This is a genomic window from Enteroscipio rubneri (genome assembly GCF_963929405.1).
Classification (GTDB): Bacteria; Actinomycetota; Coriobacteriia; order Coriobacteriales; family Eggerthellaceae; genus Enteroscipio; species Enteroscipio rubneri.
In genome coordinates this window covers 326541-346200 of sequence record NZ_CAWVIN010000002.1, presented here as the reverse complement: position 1 = coordinate 346200, position 19660 = coordinate 326541, and the positions used below count along the sequence as shown (strand labels likewise).

The following is a 19660-nucleotide window of genomic DNA, read 5'->3' as shown; positions in this document are numbered from 1 at the left end:
ATCTCCCTACTTACCCTCGTACATAGCACGGTAATAATCCTGATAAGTGCCGCTCGTCACATGCTCAACCCATTCGGGGTTGTTCAGATACCAGCGAATAGTCTTGACGATGCCGACTTCGAATGCCGTTTCGGGATACCAGCCCAAATCCGCCTTTATTTTATCCGGGGCGATACCGTACCTGCGATCATGGCCCTTGCGATCTTCAACGTAGGCAATCAGCTGATCGGTTATCTCCGCATCGTCCGCCGCCTTCGAGCACTCCTCGATAATCTTTTTCACAATGAAGATGTTTGGACGCTCGTTATGGCCGCCGACATTGTACACCTCCCCGACCGTACCGTTTGAAACGACCATGTCGATGGCCTTGCAATGGTCCTCCACGTAAAGCCAGTCACGCACGTTCAGGCCGTCGCCGTACACGGGCAGGCTCTTGTGCTGCAGCGCGTTATTGATCATGAGGGGTATGAGTTTCTCAGGGAACTGGAAGGGGCCGTAGTTGTTCGAGCAGCGGGTGATGTTCACCGGGAACCCGTAGGTGTCGCCGTATGCCTTGACGAAGAGATCAGCTGCCGCCTTCGATGCAGAATACGGACTGTGGGGGTTGATCGGCGTATCCTCACGGAAGAACACTTCAGGATCGTCGAGCGGCAGCGAACCATACACCTCATCGGTGCCCACCTGAACGAACTTGTGGACGCCATAGCGGCCATCCGCCTGCCCCCAGGCCGCCCTCGCCACGTTGAGCAGGGTGACCGTGCCCATGACGTTCGTGTCGGCGAATACCTCAGGATTCCTGATCGACCGATCAACGTGAGACTCTGCGGCGAAGTTCACCACAAAGTCCGGCTGATATTCCGCAAACGCCCTTTCCATGGCACTCTTGTCGCGGATGTCAGCCTGGATAAAGACATGACGCTCGTCGCCCTCGATGGACTTCAGGTTCTCCAGGTTACCTGCGTACGTGAGCGCATCGACGTTCACCACGCGAATGTCGTCATGCTTGTTCAGCAGGTGCAATACGAAATTCGAGCCGATGAACCCGGCTCCTCCGGTCACAAGATAGGTCTTCACTCGGTGCCTCCCCGTTCGGCCAGGTTGTTCAGGTAGCTGGCAAGGGCCTTTTGCCAGGGGCGCATCTCGTCGCCCAGCGTCGCTTCGAGGCGCTTGTTGCACAGACTCGAATACTGCGGACGATCTGCCGATTGCGGGAAACGTCGCTTGTACTCCTGAGAACTCAAAGGCTCTTTCTCGCATGGCACGCCGGCCCCGTCAACGATGGCCGAAGCGAAATCGAACCAGCTGCAGGTTCCATTGTTTGTACAGTGGTATGTCCCGTACTCATCCGTAAGCGCGATCTTGAGCATCTCGTAGGCAAGGTCGTTGGCGCTAGTGGGGTTGCCCATCTGATCGGCCACTACCGATATCTTGCAGCTCTCGCGCACAAGACGAAGCATCGTTTTAACGAAGTTCTTCCCGACGTAGCCGTAAAGCCATGCGGTGCGCACGATAAATACACGATCACAGGCAGCCTGGGCAAGTACTTCTCCTGCCCACTTTGTACGGCCGTATGCCGACACGGGACAGACGGGATCGTCCTCAGTACGAGGCTCCGGCACATCTCCGGGGAACACGTAATCCGTCGACACATGGACGAGTTTGGCACCGCACGATGCCGCTGCCAATGCAAGGTTCTCCGCACCTGCCGCGTTCACGTGGTACGCGCGGGCCTCATCGGCTTCACATCCATCGACGTTCGTCGCCGCAGCGCAATTGAACACAATATCGTACGGACCGTGTTCGTCGAACCATATCTCGACTGCAGGAGCGTTTGATATATCGAGCACATCGAAGTCAACATAATCCACCTGTGCACCTTCGTATGCAGCAGGAATGGCGCCAATTTCAGCATATCCTGTTTCCAGAAGTCGCCTGAGCTCGTTTCCAAGTTGCCCACGAGCCCCTGTAATGAGGATATTCAATTAGCCACGCTCCTTGGCCGGAATGATCTTGCCCTCAGCGACCTTCAAGAGGTGCTGGCCATAGACTGATTTCCCATACTTTTGCGCCGCCTCAATAAGACGACTTTTACCTATCCAGCCATTCTGATAGGCAATTTCCTCAATAACCGAAACAGACAGCCCCTGACTACGCTCGACGGCGCGCACGAACTCGCTCGCCTCGAAGAGCGATTCCATGGTGCCCGTGTCGAGCCACGCATATCCTCGACCAAGCGTAACGACATTGAGCGACCCTTCTTGCAGATACATCTGGTTGAGCGTTGTTATCTCAAGCTCACCTCGTTCAGAAGGCTTAACCTGCTTTGCGAAATCGCATACACGGGAATCGTAGAAGTAGAGTCCTGTAACGGCATAATTTGATTTGGGATGCTGAGGCTTCTCCTCAATCGAGACAGCATTGAAATCTTCGTCGAACTCCACCACACCGAAGCGCTCAGGATCATCCACATGGTAGCCGAACACCGTGGCGCCGCCCGTGCTCTCAGCATTCTCCACCGCCTGACACAGGTGGCGCTCAAGACCATTGCCGTAGAAGATGTTATCACCCAGCACGAGCGCACAGGAATCGCCGTCGATAAACTCTTCGCCGATAATGAACGCCTGAGCAAGCCCATCCGGCGACGGCTGTTCGGCGTACGACAGCCTGATGCCGTAATCGGAGCCATCCTTAAGCAACTGCTTGAAATTGGGGAGGTCGCACGGGGTAGAAATTATGAGGATGTCCTTGATGCCCGCCATCATGAGAACCGATAGCGGGTAGTAGATCATCGGCTTGTCGTACACGGGAAGCAGTTGCTTGCTGGTCACCGTGGTGAGCGGGTACAAGCGCGTCCCCGAGCCGCCTGCTAGTATGATGCCTTTCATGAAACCTCCGATAAATCGTCCGACCGAACCGGAAACATCTTACGGTTTTCCAGCATCGTCCACATCGGTGCCGGTTGCAGACACGGCGCGTTCCCTATCGTTCTGATAGCGTTCGAACTTCTCTATTGCTAACTGCTGCGTCAGCTCCTTGAGCTTCGTATCCACCTGCGATATACGCATGTTCAACGTGAAACACTGGATGAGTAAAATGAAGATGAAAAAGAGGAACACGAAGTTGACCGTCGAATACGTGCCGGCCACATCGGACAGGAAAAAAAAGATGCCGGGAAAGATACTGACCAGAAGCAGCAGGCCCGCAATGCAGAACCAGAAGATGGAGTCTTCGAGGCGCACCTTCGCATCCCGCACCTTGCGGGTGATGAACACGAGAGTGAGCAGCGACACGACGAGCAGCGTGATCCTCAGCTCCAGCGTCATTTCGCACCACCCCCGATGCGCTTGCGGAAGAACTGGATAAATAGAATCGATATCGCCATGCGCAGCATGTACATGGCCGATGACCACGGATTCAAGTAGCTCTCCCCCGCCGCACGTTCTCCCATTTCCACCGGCACCTCGACTACTTTCGCATCGGCTCGTTTAATCAGGTAGGAAACAGTATCGGGTTCAGGCCCGAAATTCAGTCCGTGGGCCATCTGTTCGATCATGCGCGCGTTGAACGCACGCATTCCTGACGTGGGATCGGTGAGCTTCTCGCCCGTAGTGAGCCTGATGGCGAGTTGAATCAGCGTGCTGCCCACCATGCGCATGCTCATCGGTTTCTTCGAACCTAGGAACCGCGATCCTATTACGATGTCGTAGGTTTCCACGGCCTTCGCCAACGGCTCGATGTATTCAGGCAGATGCTGCCCGTCGGCATCGAATTGGATAGCGCAGTCGTACCCATGGCGGTATGCGTACTTCATTCCCGCTTGGAAGGCTCCGGCCAGTCCAAGATTCGTCGAGAGATCAAGGAAAGGGTATCTGTTCTCGCGGCACACACGTACGGTGCCGTCGCGAGAACCATCGTTCACGATAAGCAGGTCAACTTGCGAGACTGTTTTTCGCAGTGAATCGATAGTCGTTTTCAACGACTCTTCTTCATTATACGCAGGTATGATCAGTAGGGTTTTCAGCAAACTTATCTCTTTCGCTCATGAAGCACTTCCGTTAATTATATCGCTGGGCACCGGAATACGCACGGTTGATCATGCGGGCGAAAGGCGCCGGCCAGAACCTCTTCAACATCGCCAGATCCTCCTTTGTCCTTACATCATCCATTATGCAAGCCGACGTCTCCGATCCCTCGTGGACCCTGTGATACATTCCAACCCAATCGTCGAACACAAACGAACCGTCACGCTGGGAGAAACGGTACCATGCATCCCAGTCCAAATTGCTTTTAAACCCCGAGCGGAACAAAGGCTGTTCCAAGTTGTCGAGCACGTACGTTACCGCTGGACAGCATATTGGATTACCCAACGACAAGACACGGCGTTTGATGAAGGGGGAACTCTGCAACGCCCGAATTTTGCATGGATTCAGTAATAGACGCTTCATCCCCGAAAGCTCAGAAGAATCGACTTCGACGCCGTCTCGCAACTCACCATAATCTGAAAAATATATTAATGGGCGAACCGCTTCGTTCACCCTTTCCATCATTCGCTCAGCATAGCATTCGCAGTACACATCATCTTGGTGGGCTATAGTAACCAGAGGAGTCTCCGCACACGAAATGGCGAAGTTCCAATCACCGGCGATACCGGCCTCTCCCTTGTTCACCGTAACAGGAACGCCGCATCGCGCCGCCTGCTTTTCGATAAGCGCGTTAGGTGTCGAGGTGGCGAACCGTATATTCGTTGCAATCGACTGCCTCGTGAGTGAGTTTACGCATGTTTCTAGATATTCGCTTTCTTGATAAGCGCACACCACAAACGTATGGTCTTGAGGGGTATACATGCCAACACCTTAAGTTGAAAGCCAAAGCGGCACGAGCTTTGAAGTATCTATGCGTCAATGCCTTCGCATTTGAGCCGAGCATACTCCTGGAGTTTCAGTCATGCCACAGGATCCGCCATAACAATCCGCATCTTCTCCTATACTATAATGATAAATGAAAAAGCAAAGCCTATTTAATTGAAAGCAACTGCAATTAACCTCGACAGACAAACAACAGTTTTACATGGAGCGCTCGCATGGTAAAGATAAGCGTCGTGGTTCCCGTCTATAACACAGCCTCCACACTGCCCCGTTGCCTGGATAGCGTCCTTGGACAAACGTTCACGGATTTCGAAATTATCATCGTCAACGATGGTAGTACGGACGAGTCGCACGCGGTCATAGCTTCCTATGCGGCTACTCACCCCGAGATCGTTGTGGTCACTCAGGAAAACCAAGGGCTGGGTGCTGCGAGGAATGCAGGGATCCGAGCAGCACGCGGTACTTACATAGCATGTGTTGATAGCGATGACCTCATTGACTCAACTATGCTTGAAAAAATGCTGCGTGCCGTGGAAGCCCATGAAGCAGATGTAGCGATATGCCAAGCTGATAATGTCCTGTATTCCGATGGAGAAAGAATTAAATCCCTTGGCATTTACACAATACCGGGAAAGGCCGAAACCATAAATGGTAAAGAAGCGCTTACGCTTCAAATCAACTATATTGTGCCCATTCTCTTCAACAGCGTTTGCTTCAAGCTTGTTCGAAAATCCCTTTTCTTCGACCACGGAGTCTGGTTCCCTGAACAATTTCGCTACGCCGAAGATACCCCGACAAGCGTCGGCATCTTTCTTTATGCAGACACCGTCGCCCTTGTTCGTGAAACCCTATATGATTACGTGAGGGAAAACGAATCGCTCACCAGTTCATACTCGTTGAAGAAAGCACACGACATCTATCTTGACGTCGTCGATATCTGCTCCTATATTCAAAAGGTCGATCCGAGCATCTCAGTCGATAACTTTGTGCTTGGAATGCTTTTTTCAATGGAGAAGCAGATTATCTGGTCTGAAACTAAGGATAAAGAATTCAAGGATTATCTCATGATGATTGGCGCCAACCTGCGCACAATCCATACGCCACAGCTTCACTCGCTTAACATTCCATTTATTCAAAAATTAAAGATATTATGCGCCTATCATGGCTACACCCCAATGGTGTGCAAAATGATATCTTTGTTCAAATGGATTCCTTTTGTTAGATACATGCTCTGATCACAACCACCTTGATCAAGAGATTGCGACAAAATTTATATATCTAATCGAATAATCCTTTAGATAAATGAGGCTTTAAAAAGTTTAAAAGCCTCATTGGGACGGAAAAGTTCATAGCCATATCGCAAAGCAGAGCTCCTACTTTTCTTCCGGCTGAAACGCCCGGCACCGATAAAAGGGTTTTCCCTGGAAATTTTATCCATATATCCTTAATATACTTAAGTGATTCTGTATCGCCAACGATATAGCTTTGTCGTATGATTCCTGCCACGCATTGAGCTACCCTTCCTTTCGCAAGCATACTTTGATCAGGGTAATATCTGCATGTAAAATTGTATATTTTGCATCGCATGTGAAGCTCTTGGTATGATCTTGCCTTATTGAACCCGGAAGACAAGCTACCTTGTCTTTTTCGATATAGATAATACTTTTCCTGCAACAGCATCACCAATTCGCAACGCCTTGCTGTATTTATCCAAAACCATTCGTCTTCAAGAATGGAAACACTTTCATCAAATAAAATGAAAGGCGATTCGAATAATAATTCTTTACGAACAACTTTACCACATGCATATCCTTGAAATGGACTATCTAGGCTTAGAATCCCAGAAGCCATATCGGCTGAAGATCCTTCTTTCCCTTTCAAGTCAAAAGACTCGGAATCGCCACTTCCATCATAAGGCCATTCACGAAGCCCAAAAAGTATACAATCGTAACGGAGCGATTGTATTAAAGGAAATAAATTCCTGAGAGTGTTTGGCTCAAGACAATCATCACCATCGACGAACATAATATATAGTCCGTGGGAAAGCCTGATGCCCGCATTGCGAGCCGCTCCAACACCATAATTATTTTGCGATTCTACGATTACCTGATTGTAAGAGTTAGAATAGGAATTTAAAATCGACCAAGAGTTGTCTTCCGAGCCATCGTCGATGCATACAATTTCGATAGGTAAAGCATCCATTTGACTCAAAATGCTTTCGAGGCATTCGCCAATATATTCCTCAACGTTGTATATGGGAATAATGATTGACAATAGAGGATTGCTCATTTCAGAAGTTCTTCCCCGAAAAGGTCAGATACAATGTGATAGCAATTAACACATTTGCAAGCACAAATACAGCTTACCACATTGTCAATAGCCTTGGAGGTATTTCATTTATAATAAAAGGTTCTAGAAACGAAAAGGAATCGCTACAATTTATTTAAAATCTAGATGAGCGCATACTCCTCGAATTGAGTAAATATGATTAGATGGCTTTTTTTTGCAGACACCCCACTTCAACTGTACAATTCATATCTTATAGCATCAGATATTTCAAAAAATGGTGAAGTTGCCGACGTGCTTGTGTATGGTCAGTTTAGCGACGCTAAGTCATTAGCAAGTGTCTATGCTCAAACCAACCGCTTCAGTACCATATATATCTGCGAACCGCAGAGCTGCGTTGATTTTAAGGATTTATTCCTTTGGCAACTCAGCGTATGTGTGGGCAAAAATCGGCTACATCTTCAAGGTCTTCCCGAAAACTCATACGATTACTATGCAATAGCTTGCCCCACTCCTGCCACATTTGATATATTACGAACTCTTAGAAAGAAAAACCCGAACGTTAAAACTGTTTTTTATGAAGACGGTACAGGAGCCTATAACGGAAACATTTTTCGACAGCCCTTCTATTTCGATAAGCCACCTGACAAATCGCTTCGCGCGGTTACATACGTAAGAATCATTCAATCTCTATTTTCAATTTTCCCTAATAAAAAGATTCTTTACTCGCCTTCAAAACTCTGCCTTAAAAGGCCGGAATTGTTGCAATATCAATTAACTATTCCCTGTGCGAAAATCCCGATAGATCCTGAGGCAATCCAATCTCTAAAGCGCGTTCTCCCTCCTGTAAACAACGTACTTCCAAAAAAACAAAAGATAATTTTTCTTGATGTACCCAGAACTGCACGAGAGAATACGGGGGCTAACATAATAGATCATATGATCGAAATTGCTCAGCAGTTAAATACTCCTTGTCTTCTTAGGACGCATCCCCGTTCGACTTTTGCTTCAAGTTATAGTGAAAAATGTATTGATTTTTCAACAGGGAGTTGGGAGTTAATATGCCAAACCCCAAACATCGATAATGCAATTTTAATTAGCGTTGGCTCATCAGCCCAACTCGCTCCATTTATTGAAACAGGAAAGAAACCTTTTCTCGTTTTTCTGCATAGATTGGTCTTTAAACGAGGCACTCAGAACTATGAACTTGACGAACAAATCGTTCAAATGGCGGTACAAGGTTACGGGGTAGAAGCTGATCACATTGCCGTCCCATCATCCATCAATGAAGCCATTTTAGCAATAAAAAAATTTGTCAGCTAAGTATTGAACTGATTGCGTGCTTCTTAAGTTAGCCAAAGCACAACTTCGACATCAACACAGGAAAGAGCAGTTTTCCGCACCATCCAATCCTGCTTCCCGGCTTGCGCAAGCAGTGCGAAGAAAAGAGAAGACGGACATATGGAAAGCAACTACACACGGATCGCATCTGCTGAGCGAATCCGCATTGAGGAGATGATCAACGAAGGCGCCTCCCTGGCCGAGATCGCTAACACCCTCGGTAAAAGCCCCACGAGCGCCTCGCGGGAGGTGCTGCGAAACAAGGTGACCTGCGCGGCGTATCTTCGTCGTGGTTCATGAGAAACCCGTGCGTCAAGCGGGAGTCCCGTACGAGGAAGAGACTGTGCGCGGCGAAGGGCTGCAACAAATTTTACTCCAGATGCTCGATGACGTTCTGCCATGCCCGCTGCGACAAGTTCAAGGCTTGGACGTGCCATTACGATTTGTTTACATTTAAACACTTGTATACTGGATAAATTCGTGCGGCAAGAACAGGGAACTTCGCAATGAGCCGGTTAATGAAACGAATCCCCGGCGTCGTCTGATCAATATAGTACGAGTTTTTCCACCAGGTAGGAAATTCTGTATGCAAATTTTTCATTATCAGCTTCATCTCCCGCAAGGGTAAGGTTTCGAACTTAGTTAAAAAGATCGAATAGCTATTGAAAGCATACCGGAACGTGTAAATATACTCCCAAGCCGAATAATATCGCTCGAAAAAACCTCTGCTTTTCACTTCTCTCAACAGTTCATTTTCAATTACAATTCGATCAAAGTGATATGCCGCATTGAATTGATGAGTTGTTGAATTCGAATTCTGGCGATAAAAATATCGCACACAGGGCACGAATGAAACTTTATTAATATAGCATTTTAGCAGTGCTGCCCAATAGTTGTCTTCATACCTTATGTGCTCAGGAAATAAGACTTCGCTATCGAGAATAGTTGACTTTTTCCAAAGTCCGCAAACCACTCCTCCAATTGGATAGCACATCACGTCCATTCGCCCTGCGACAGACAACTCGCTCCCACTTGCATCGATAAGCTTTTCATTCCAGCGAACATACGGAGCAATGCCGCCATTCGTCAAATCGGCGACATCAGCAAGGACGCTGTCTTCGGAAATGCCGGCATACTGGATAAAAGCTACGTCAGAATCATCGTCGCAGATAGTCTGGTAAAGCAGCTCATACATATCATCAGCTACCATATCATCGGGATCCACGAATCCCACATAAGCACCTCTCGCTGCCGCGAGGCCAAGATTTCTTGCCCCACCTTGACACAAGTTCTCTTTCGAATCTATAACCTGAATTATATCAGGATGCTGCTTTTTGTTCTCGAGAAGTATCTGAAGCGAGTTATCCGGTGATGCATCATTTACAAAGATATACTCGATTTCTTGGAACGTCTGCGCAAGCAAACTGTCAATACACAGCTGCAAAAACCGCTCCACATTATAGACCGGAACGATGACGCTTATTACCGGACTCATCCGCACTCCCCTTCGAAATATATCCCAAGCAGCTTAAGCCATCTCGCGCTCAATTTCCATGTAGCAAACTACGTTTGATTTTAAGCAATATTCCTTTCACCAAAACCCGTTCGGAAGTGTTCATCGAAAGGAAATATGAAACTATGACGTATAGCAAGCAGTATAAAAATATACCTCCGATTAAGCTGGGCCAAGTAGAATAGTGAATGGAAAACACCATCAATGCCACGCCAAATAACCCCGAAAGCAACAGCAACGGCCCGATCACTCTAGCCAAATTCAACCAAAAACACTTAATGTCCAGCTCGACTTTTTTCGCATAATAATAGTTCATTATTAACCCGTTGCCAAGAAACAACGATATGCCAGTAGCTACCGCAGCGCCTATCGCACCATAAGATGGTATCAGCAAAAAGACGAGCAGGATATCCAGCAAGGACATAATAAGAAAAATCTTGCCCCGAAATGCATATCTGTCAACCACCTGCAATATTGTCAAACCTAAGCTTTGTAGCAGGTCGATGGTAAAAGGGATCATCACAATAAGAGCAATCCAGTAAGCATCGCCATAACCCGAACCAATCCACAGCCCAATAAAATCGTACCCAAACAAAGCAAAACCAAATAACACTAAAAAAATTGGATAGGCTGCTATTCTACCAACACGGGTAAAAAGATTAGAAATCTCGTCAATGCGTTTTTCTTTGAAATACAGTCCAGAAATCTTGGGCATGAAAACCGCTGAAACGGCAGTGCCGACGGGCGCATATGCATCTCTTATCTGCATGGCAACTGCATACACTGCCACAACCTCCGTCCCATACAGGTAGCCAAGAATCAGTTGATTTGTTTTCCAAAAAATCAAATCCCCTATCAAAACTAATAGAATGCCTGACGAAAACAAAAGCAATGCCTTGAACAACTTTTTGTCTTGATGATGGTACACAACGCGCGCTTTCAGTATTCGCCTCGCAAATACTCGCTGGGCAATAGCGCAAATTATATTTAGAAAGAGCTGGATTGCACACACTGTCAGAGCGGAGGGGAAAAAGAAGATTGCAGCAACGACTGCGACAGGCTGCAGAATCGCGGTGATCAATTGAGTTGCTTTCAAAAAGACGAACTTCTCGTGAGCGCTTATGATCGCAACGTTTATGGTGTTGTTCATGGTCACAATCAGGTTCGCGACCAGAACGGCAACCATAATTGAACTTTCAAACAGTTGAAAATCAGTCAAAACCGAAGCATATATTACACGCACGGCAATGGCGGCTACTATGCCGAACGGAATAGCGATAACAGACACAAACTGATAGATTTTTCGACCATAGGCAAGCACATTCTCCATCATCGTTGTGTCTTCACTGGAAAAGTACATGCAATAAAATCTTGTGATACCACCTGAAAAAACCGTATTCATGACAGCCATATAAGAGATAACGGAACCTATGAGCTGGAATAACCCGTACTCGCTCGATCCGATGCCAGCTAACAGGAGCGGCACATACAAGAGTCCAACGAGTACTTGGGCCAATGAGTACAAGTATGAAAGCAAAGTTCCTACGGCACGCTGATGCGCATTATCGCCAACAAGAACTCGAGATTGTTTCATTCTATCGGGCTCATCGCTCATATGACGTCATCGACTTCGACATCAATACAGGAAAGAGCAGTACGCAGCGACTTGTCTGCTTCGTCATACGAATCACCCACACATATGACATGACCAATACGATCATTGCTCGAATGCGGTGAAGCAACACGTTCTCCTGGTGCGCGATAAAGCTCCACCTCAACAACACCGGCGACACTGCGAGCCTCATCTACGCCCCGCGCTGAATGGATGACGCCCCCTTCCGAAGTAATAAATCCTATTGTTGCCACACGATTTATCGTTTGAACAAAATCATACGTTTTGCATAGCGCAACAAAAACTGATCCCTCTACCAGGTTAATCCCGGTCGAAAGAGGAACCAACCTTGAGGTGATATAATCGCCGCCCAGCCGAGCGGCGATTTCAATAACAACGGGCCCGGCTTCGGTAATTTTCATCTCGGTATGCGAAGGGCCATCAACAATACCAATGGCATTGATAGTTGCTCGCGCCACTTCTTTAATGGAGTTCCTAACAGATTCGGGGAGCGCAGACGGCTCAGTATGACCAAGCTCAACGCAATACGGAGGCTCCGTAATCCGCTTATCGGTTATGGCGATAATCTGCGTATTACCTGCTATCGTCATTGCCTCCACGCTAACCTCGGGACCACTGACGCGCTCCTCAACCATCAATACGGCCCTATGCGAAAAAGTTAAAAACTCATCGAACATCTCCGCGGTGAGAAGGCCCTTAAGAGACCCGTCGATCATCTTAACTCCACGACTGGCAGCACCATCGGTCGGCTTGACGACACAGTTGTAGTCGAATGATTCTATCGCCCTGATCATATCCTCGGCCGAAAGGCATACACAAAAATCCGGCATTGGGATTCCGCAGCTAGCGAGACGCGTTCTCATTTCATCTTTATAAGTGGCACATCGAGCGTTCTCATAGCTGATTCCGGTCGGAAGGCCAAGACGCTCTGAAACATAAGCCGCAGTGCGAACCGGCGCATCACTTGTTGATGTTAAAACGTAATCAACACGCTCTCTCCGCGCAAGTTCGAGCACCGACTCCTCGTCAACTGTGCTTATCAATTCAGCCTGGTCAGCAATGTCAAAACCAAGAGCTCTAGGGTCATAGTCGACACAGACCACATGACAACCAACGTTCTTCAAGACCTTAATTGCTGGCAGTTGCAACGGACCTGCACCGAGCATAAGCACCTTGCAATCAGCATCTTGCCCCATCATGACAACCCCAATTCTTCGATGATCCGTTCGCAACCTGCCCCATCGATGAGCGCGTGAGAGGCGCTTGCTAGCTGATTTCGACGCTCACTATCCTTAATCAAAGCTTCAAAAGCCAGCCCTACCGCAGCAATGCAACCATCGAAGTCGCTCTGAACGCAACCACAATATTCAACTATACCGAGTCGCCCCAATGCAGTTCCGCTTGAAACTTGCTCATCCACCATAGCAAACGAAATAGTGGGAACCGCGCACGCAGCAAGCTCGTACACTGTTGTACCGTTTGCAGAAATAGCCAAATCGCTTTGCAGCATGAGCGCACTCATAGAATCCACATGGCGATGCAAATCTACTTTTGGATTATCTCCATACCGGCTTTCAAGACTCTCGATATCATCGAACATTCGTCCTACAACCACATCGATGCCTGAAATCAAATCTGAATAGAGGGACAACACTTTGCTCAATATCGCATCAATAACATGCATTGGGTCGGAAGCCCCCGTTGTTAGAAGCACTCGTCGCACGCGCTTGCTTGCGTGCACGCAATGATCGCTGAACTCTTCTCTCAAGGGCGCATAACTAGGACCGAGTAACAATGTGGTTGAACCTTTGCCATAGGCATCGTCATACCATGCATAATCGATATCCGTGCTATAGTTTATCAATCCTGAGATTTCCCCAAAGCACTCTTTTTTGCTCCCAAGATAAACGATGCTCGCATAGGGGAGCAGCGACTCGACGTACTCTCTTGATGCCTGATACGTATCCAGTAGAAGCGTAGAACCTGGGCTGCTTGAAAGGATCTTTTTCATCTGGGGAATCTCAAAAGAAAGATCATCCCATCTGCTGTCAAGGTTTATAGCTTTGATCCCTTGCTTTTCAATCATCGGCAATGGGGCAGAATCAGCGCATATGAATGCAACTTCAGAGCCCCTCTTGCACAATTGTTTAGCGAGCGTCAAACAGCGTACAATATGGCCCGAAGCAATCTGTTCGTTACCGTCGGCTCGAAAATAGATCACTATTCCACCCCAAAGAGCGCCGAATACACACCACGCTCCTCCTCCTTTTTCCAATCACTCATCAACGCTTCAAATTCGCTATAACGGGGGGTATATCCAAAATCATTTTGCGCTTTAGCTATGTCAAAAGAGTACGCAGTTAGCCCGTTCTTCCTTGTTCGATCATTCGTAATCGTCGATACGCCGTTACTGGGCGCAAATACCTGCGCTATCACCTCCACCTGCTCCGACAGCGACGAAGCAACGCCTGATCCGATGTTATAGAGGCCCTTGGCGTTTGGACTCTCCATAGCATCGACGAAAGCCTGGGCCACATCTTTGACATACACGATATCCCGCCTTACGTTTCCATCACCATAAACGCAAATGGGTTGGCCGAGTTTCGCTCGCTCGATAAACACCTCTGTACCGGATTTCCTCCGCACGCCGTCAACTAAAAGGGAACCATGGGGACCGACGCCGTATACGGGAGGCAACCTGAAAATCACATTCTTCATCCCGTGCTGACTGTTGTAGTACGTACATATATCATTTGCTGCATTTTTCGAAATCACATAAGCAGCATGATCGCCTGTAAACTCAAAATTTCGCTCCCAGTCTTCTCGAATTGCAGAGTCGCATGACCATGAACGTTGAACGTCTGCGTAGGAAGTCGTCGTTATCAATCGATCGACTCCAGTCTTTCTGCAATACTCAAGGAGCCTCGCCGTACCAACCGCATTGACTTCCAAATATTCCCAAGCATTGTCATCGTTTTTCAAATCAGATTGGGAATTCGCAGGTAGGAGCGCCGCTAGAAGAACAACACCTTCAACACCCTCGCTGGGCAAACGCTCTATATCACGATCGCACGCAAGATCAAATGACATATAAGGCACTCCACGCCTTGCGTAATGCGATTCGAAACGAGTGCTTCGCCCAGTCGCTATCACTTCATAGCCCGCATCAAGAAACGCCTGCACGGTATACGCGCCGATAAAACTCGAACCGCCGACAACAAGAACGGACATCCCCTATTCTCCTTCCGTCGTGCTCTCAAACCCTGCAATATATTCTGGTTTCAGCGGAGTACCGCGATCAAGGGAACAGGAGAATCGGCATCCGAGTACCTCGAAAAGATGCTTGGGCAACATTCCTGAGCCAGGCCGGATCGAACGCACATTCTGCTCGGTCACAACATCGCCTTCCGCTACATCCTCGACAACAAAAAGCGATCGACGATTACGCAATCCGCGAACCTCCCCTGCGCTCGGACCATATGAAGCACGTCCAAGCATTTGCTCTACCTGCCTGACATCGGACACCATTTTTCCAAACTCGCCCTCAAGCATCGAGAACGAGGCATCGGGTCCTTTGTCATCATGCGACAGGCAAAGATGCTTTTCAATAACGACGGCGCCAAGCGATCGCGCCACGATGGGCCCCATCGAACCAGGAGAATGATCAGAGAGCCCCACCGCACAGCCAAATTCGCTTTCCATGTCGGGAATAAGCGATAAGTTCATGTTGGAGAAATCGGCCGGATACTGACTGCAACATTGAAGCAGGACTATTTCAGGAGCCCCCCCTATTCGTGCAGCTTCCACGGCATCTGATATTTCTTGCTTGCTAGCCATTCCCGTTGAGATAATCAATGGCTTCTTCTTTCCTGCGGCATACTGAATCAAAGGGATGTCGATGATTTCCGGGGAGGCAATTTTAAACGCCTCTACCCCTAGATCGTTAAGAAAGTCGACTGATGTCGGATCGAAAGGGGTTGACAAGAAATCTAGCCCCAGCTCCAAACAGCGCTTCCGTATAACATCGTGCCATTCCCAAGGAAGAGAACCCTGCTGGTAAAGATCATGCAAGTACTGACCGTCCCACAATCCTCCTTGGATTTTGAAATCGGCGGTTCGGCAGTCGAGCGTGATAGTATCCGCTGTAAAGGTCTGAACCTTCAAGCAGTCTGCACCAGCAGTTTTTGCCGCATCAACTATACGCATCGCATGTTCCAGGCTACCGCCATGGTTCGCGGACATTTCAGCGATTATATAAGCTCTATCGTTCGATATTGATGTAGCAAGCTTTGTCTCAACCACAAGCGCTCGTCCTCCAAAAATACATGCTCGCAGATACTAGTTAACCTCAGGATCAAGCGATTCGTCATCCGCCCGATTCAAGTTGAAGGTTACCAATTTTTGATGCACGTCCTTGTTTTTCAGTAACTCAGGATGATCTTCTATAAGTCTTACGACATCATGGATACCAAAATGCTGATCTTCGTCGAACAGGGCATCGAATATCGCACACGCCGTTCTATAGTCCGATTCCGTATCGACCGTCAAACGCAGACCCGAGAAATCCCTTCCAACGCATGGCGCAGACTCCCAGCGGTAAAGGTCTCCGCTTCTGTACATCGCAACGGTCACATGTTCGCGGCACTCGTCATCGAATGCGCTGTTCCAAGCTCGTTCAAGAGCCGAATAAGAGAATACCTCCACCCCTGTGCCGAGGGGAAGTCCTTCTCTGTAACGTAGATAATCGAGAGGGGCTCGTACGTCAAACTCTCGGATGGCCTCATCGATTATGGAGGGATCGATGAACGGATTGTCCGCAGTCAAACGAATGATCACCGGTGCCTTGTGCTCTGAAGCACATCGATAAAATCTATCGAGAACATCATCTGCATCGCCCCGGAAGCACGTACAGGCCAGAACTCCATTGCATGCAGATTCAACTTGATCGTCTTCATTGCGGTTTGTTGTAGCGATGGTGATCTCGTCGATCAACTCACAATGCCTCAGGCGATCGACGATATGCCACAAAAGAGGTTTTCCACACAAAGGCATTAGAATCTTGCCTGGAAGTCTTTGCGAGCCCATCCTCGCCTGGATGATGGCATGTACCTTCATTGCGCCGTCTCCCTTTCAATGTGCCACTTCGACGGATCAAGAACACTGTCGGGGATAACCGAAAATACGCGTCGATAATGCTCGATGTCCTCAGAAGAAAACAAAGATTTGGCCGGTTCAAGCGTAAGATTTTCTTTCAGCTGCTCAACGGTTTCGCACCCTACCAGAACATCTTCGACGCCTTCCATCTGACGAACGAAGCTGTAACAGAATACCGGCAAAGAAACCTTTTTCCTCTCGGCCTCTTCTCGAACGAAACGCAGAATCGGTGAGATACCAAGTTCCGTTGGAGCCCTATCGTCGGGACCCATCAGCAAAAGACCCTGAAGAAAAATGCTTCTTGCATAAAGAACAATCCCCAAAGAAAAGGCACGGGCTACAGCCTCATCCCATCGGGAAAACGAAAGAACATTCAGGGGGCATTGGACGATGTCGACCTCGCTCGAAAGCCTATTACAAATATACTCAAGCTCGTTTGGATAATAAATAGAAATGCCTATGTTTTCAATGAGCCCTTTGTCCTTCGCGGAAAGCAAAGCATCCATCACGTCAGGATCTTTACATTGCGAAAATCTGTGAAGATAGCAGCAGTACAGACGATCAACACCAAGGGAATCAAGTCGCGAGACAATCTCAGAGGAAACAGCCTCGCGCATGCTTTCTTGTCCTTGTCCGTTCAGGACGGGAGGTAGTTTTGTACAGATGCGAAAAGCTGCGGGGCTACCCTTCCCATACTCTGAGATTATTCTTTCGGATTCACCATAGCCGGCAGCAGTATCCAAGGTCCGAATTCCACCCTGAAATGCTACATCAAGAATAGAAAGGGCCTCCTTGTGGCTTGGCTGGCCGTAACGGTTTTTTATACCGTAGTCGCAACCAAGCTGAACCGTCCCGAGTATCATGGCGTAAACGCCTCCTAGATATACTGACCACAGTCTATTCTATAAACTTGTCCGGTTATCGTCTTTGCTTTATCGCTGGAAAGGAAAAGAACAAGGTTACCGACTTCCTCAGGTGTCGTCAAATGCTTTATCGCGCACTCGTCAAGCACCATTTTATGAATCAACGGACTGGTATTCTCTTGACCTTCTGTATCAATATATCCGGGAGAAATAACGTTGCACCTCACACCATAGCGCCCCAGTTCTTTGGCGATCGTTTTGCTCATTCCCTCAACAGCCGCTTTCGCCGCACAGTACGGCATACTGCCTTCGCGACCGCGCTCTCCGTTTATAGAGCCGATTGATATTATTGTTCCAGATCCTTGCTCCACGAAAAAAGGAGCTGCAGCATTTGCATAATTAAATGCTGGATAAAACGAATTGCGCATACTATAATCCACATCATCCAAACTAAGCTTTAGGAAAGCCGCATGCTTGGCTGATGCAGCATTGTTTATCACTACATCAAGTTTGCCGAACGTTTCAATAGTTTTTTTTACTACGGTTTTTGCTTTCTCATAATCCGACGCATCGGCATACATGGCGAGAACCGAACTCCCATAAAGATCTTTGAGTTTTTCCGCCTGTTCCTTGCTTCGCCTGTAGGTAAAGGCAACCATCGCGCCCTCTCGCACGAGCATTCCTAAAAGCACGCGACCCAAGCCTGAAGCACCACCTGTCAGCAGAACAACCTTTCCATGCAAAAGCATCGAAGACTCCTCGAAAACGCCATTATCGGACATCGTCATCCGCCCCCTCTCCCATAAGCCACTCAACAACCTTCCGAACCGCACCAACCACATCTCGAGCGTCCGAATCGCTCATAGAGCAGTGCAAGGGCAAGGTAATAGCCTGATCGTAAAACAAATTGGCTTCGATGCAACAATTAGGATCGTAGCCAAGCTGATCGTAGTAGGGCAAGCGAAATACGGGCAGATAGTGGACATTTACTCCGATGCCTTCGCAGCGCAAGGCATCGAAGATAAACCGGCGCGAAGTCCGCAAGGCCTCCGTATCAAACCTAAGCACATATAGGTGACGTACCGTGCTCTCAGGCGCTGGATCGAACTGGAACGAAACATGTGGAATATGAGCGAATTCTTCATTGTAGTAGGACACGATTTCTCGACGACGTCGTGCGAATTCCGGCAAGCGACCGAGCTGAGAAATACCCAATGCAGCCTGTATATCGCTGATGCGGTAGTTGTAGCCCAACTCCAGTTGTTCGTAATACCAGTCACCGTCATCTTTAGAGGTCATTAACTTCTTATCGCGAGTGATTCCATGCTTCGAAAAAAGCTCAACTCTCTGCGCAAATTCGGCATTAGAGGTAGCCACCGCGCCGCCTTCGCCTGTTGTCACGGTTTTAACAGGGTGAAAACTAAAGGTAGTCAGATCGGCGATACTGCCTACACATTCGCCTCCGTACTGCGAACCAAGCGAATGGGCCGCGTCTTCGATTAAAATAAGCCCATGTTTATCACATATAGAACGAATATCGTCAAGCGCGGCAGGACACCCCCCAAAGTCGACGGCGATAACCGCCTTGGTTTTCTCCGTAATCTTCTGCCGAATCGAATCAGGAGAAATATTCCACGTAATTGGATCGATATCGGCGAAAACCGGCACTCCTCCGCAATAGAGCACGCAATTCGCTGAAGCCGCAAACGTTATAGGAGAAACGACAACCTCATCGCCCGAACGAATACCCGCAGCAAGACATGCAATATGGAGCGCCGCCGTTCCATTTGCAACCGCCGTTACATAGGGAGCATTTACAATCTGAGCCAGCTTGTTTTCAAATTCTTTGGTTGCCGGCCCGCAAGTAAGATAATCACTTTTAAGTACTTGGACAACTGCCTCTATATCACTTTGCGCGATCACTTGATGACCATAGCCCAATAGTCCACTGCGGACAGGGTTACCGCCGTTTATAGCAAGTTTATTCATAACTATACCCGTGGTT

Annotated in this window: 20 protein-coding genes; 3 read left to right on the top strand and 17 right to left on the bottom strand. The window is 48.2% G+C overall.

Annotated features, from left to right (window positions below; all coding sequences use genetic code 11):
- Positions 1-6 precede the first annotated feature (6 nt).
- The 6 genes from rfbB to ABGT83_RS04835 are packed head-to-tail and all read right to left on the bottom strand — an operon-like array spanning position 7 to position 4844.
- Positions 7-1074, bottom strand: coding sequence for a dTDP-glucose 4,6-dehydratase (gene rfbB, locus ABGT83_RS04860; RefSeq protein ID WP_103265697.1), 1068 nt, complete (start codon positions 1072-1074; stop codon positions 7-9).
- Positions 1071-1982 carry a dTDP-4-dehydrorhamnose reductase gene (gene rfbD, locus ABGT83_RS04855; protein WP_346686231.1) on the bottom strand — a complete coding sequence of 304 codons (912 nt, stop codon included), beginning with the start codon at positions 1980-1982 and terminating at the stop codon, positions 1071-1073. The genes rfbB and rfbD overlap by 4 nt, the downstream gene beginning before the upstream one ends.
- Entirely contained in the window at positions 1983-2885 is a 903-nt protein-coding gene (rfbA, locus tag ABGT83_RS04850) for a glucose-1-phosphate thymidylyltransferase RfbA (RefSeq protein WP_346686229.1), read from the bottom strand. It abuts the gene before it with no gap.
- Positions 2886-2924: 39 nt separating this feature from the next.
- On the bottom strand, positions 2925-3323 hold the full coding sequence (locus ABGT83_RS04845; protein WP_103265694.1) for a DUF2304 domain-containing protein: 399 nt from the start codon (positions 3321-3323) through the stop codon (positions 2925-2927).
- The gene (locus ABGT83_RS04840) at positions 3320-4024 is read right to left on the bottom strand and encodes a glycosyltransferase family 2 protein (protein ID WP_103265693.1); all 705 of its coding nucleotides are present in this window, start codon (positions 4022-4024) and stop codon (positions 3320-3322) included. Before ABGT83_RS04840 ends, ABGT83_RS04845 begins: the two co-directional genes overlap by 4 nt.
- A gap of 31 nt (positions 4025-4055) precedes the next feature.
- On the bottom strand, positions 4056-4844 hold the full coding sequence (locus tag ABGT83_RS04835; protein WP_103265692.1) for a glycosyltransferase family A protein: 789 nt from the start codon (positions 4842-4844) through the stop codon (positions 4056-4058).
- 236 nt (positions 4845-5080) lie between these two features.
- Here ABGT83_RS04835 and ABGT83_RS04830 point away from each other — a divergent pair, with 236 nt between their 5' ends.
- Positions 5081-6100 carry a glycosyltransferase family 2 protein gene (locus tag ABGT83_RS04830; RefSeq protein WP_346686227.1) on the top strand — a complete coding sequence of 340 codons (1020 nt, stop codon included), beginning with the start codon at positions 5081-5083 and terminating at the stop codon, positions 6098-6100.
- Between the two features lie 43 nt (positions 6101-6143).
- On the opposite strand, the gene ABGT83_RS04825 is transcribed toward ABGT83_RS04830, so the two are convergent.
- On the bottom strand, positions 6144-7154 hold the full coding sequence (locus ABGT83_RS04825) for a glycosyltransferase family 2 protein (protein ID WP_346686225.1): 1011 nt from the start codon (positions 7152-7154) through the stop codon (positions 6144-6146).
- Positions 7155-7349: 195 nt separating this feature from the next.
- On the opposite strand from ABGT83_RS04825, the gene ABGT83_RS04820 reads away from it, so the two are divergent.
- Both ABGT83_RS04820 and ABGT83_RS04815 read left to right on the top strand, forming a co-directional pair.
- Entirely contained in the window at positions 7350-8474 is a 1125-nt protein-coding gene (locus tag ABGT83_RS04820; RefSeq protein ID WP_346686223.1) for a hypothetical protein, read from the top strand.
- Between the two features lie 138 nt (positions 8475-8612).
- Positions 8613-8792, top strand: a complete 180-nt coding sequence (locus ABGT83_RS04815; protein ID WP_346686221.1) for a helix-turn-helix domain-containing protein — start codon at positions 8613-8615, stop codon at positions 8790-8792.
- 136 nt (positions 8793-8928) lie between these two features.
- Here ABGT83_RS04815 and ABGT83_RS04810 read toward each other — a convergent pair whose 3' ends face one another.
- The 10 genes from ABGT83_RS04810 to pseC are packed head-to-tail and all read right to left on the bottom strand — an operon-like array spanning position 8929 to position 19644.
- A complete protein-coding gene (locus tag ABGT83_RS04810; RefSeq protein ID WP_346686219.1) occupies positions 8929-9987 on the bottom strand; it encodes a glycosyltransferase family 2 protein in 1059 nt (352 codons plus the stop codon).
- A 49-nt stretch (positions 9988-10036) separates the two neighbouring features.
- Positions 10037-11620 (bottom strand): polysaccharide biosynthesis C-terminal domain-containing protein, encoded by a 1584-nt coding sequence (locus ABGT83_RS04805; RefSeq protein ID WP_346686217.1) that lies wholly within the window; start codon positions 11618-11620, stop codon positions 10037-10039.
- Entirely contained in the window at positions 11617-12837 is a 1221-nt protein-coding gene (locus ABGT83_RS04800) for an ATP-grasp domain-containing protein (RefSeq protein ID WP_346686215.1), read from the bottom strand. The genes ABGT83_RS04805 and ABGT83_RS04800 overlap by 4 nt, the downstream gene beginning before the upstream one ends.
- Positions 12834-13859, bottom strand: a complete 1026-nt coding sequence (gene pseG, locus ABGT83_RS04795) for a UDP-2,4-diacetamido-2,4,6-trideoxy-beta-L-altropyranose hydrolase (RefSeq protein WP_346686213.1) — start codon at positions 13857-13859, stop codon at positions 12834-12836. The genes ABGT83_RS04800 and pseG overlap by 4 nt, the downstream gene beginning before the upstream one ends.
- Positions 13859-14869 carry an NAD-dependent epimerase/dehydratase family protein gene (locus tag ABGT83_RS04790; RefSeq protein ID WP_346686211.1) on the bottom strand — a complete coding sequence of 337 codons (1011 nt, stop codon included), beginning with the start codon at positions 14867-14869 and terminating at the stop codon, positions 13859-13861. Before ABGT83_RS04790 ends, pseG begins: the two co-directional genes overlap by 1 nt.
- A gap of 3 nt (positions 14870-14872) precedes the next feature.
- The gene (gene pseI, locus ABGT83_RS04785) at positions 14873-15940 is read right to left on the bottom strand and encodes a pseudaminic acid synthase (RefSeq protein ID WP_346686209.1); all 1068 of its coding nucleotides are present in this window, start codon (positions 15938-15940) and stop codon (positions 14873-14875) included.
- Between the two features lie 36 nt (positions 15941-15976).
- Complete coding sequence (locus ABGT83_RS04780; protein ID WP_346686207.1) at positions 15977-16753, bottom strand: glycosyltransferase family protein; 777 nt, start codon at positions 16751-16753, stop codon at positions 15977-15979.
- The gene (locus tag ABGT83_RS04775) at positions 16750-17655 is read right to left on the bottom strand and encodes an aldo/keto reductase (protein WP_346686205.1); all 906 of its coding nucleotides are present in this window, start codon (positions 17653-17655) and stop codon (positions 16750-16752) included. Before ABGT83_RS04775 ends, ABGT83_RS04780 begins: the two co-directional genes overlap by 4 nt.
- Before the next feature lie 14 nt (positions 17656-17669).
- Positions 17670-18437 carry an SDR family NAD(P)-dependent oxidoreductase gene (locus tag ABGT83_RS04770; RefSeq protein ID WP_346686203.1) on the bottom strand — a complete coding sequence of 256 codons (768 nt, stop codon included), beginning with the start codon at positions 18435-18437 and terminating at the stop codon, positions 17670-17672.
- The gene (gene pseC, locus ABGT83_RS04765) at positions 18427-19644 is read right to left on the bottom strand and encodes a UDP-4-amino-4,6-dideoxy-N-acetyl-beta-L-altrosamine transaminase (RefSeq protein ID WP_346686201.1); all 1218 of its coding nucleotides are present in this window, start codon (positions 19642-19644) and stop codon (positions 18427-18429) included. Before pseC ends, ABGT83_RS04770 begins: the two co-directional genes overlap by 11 nt.
- Positions 19645-19660 lie beyond the last annotated feature (16 nt).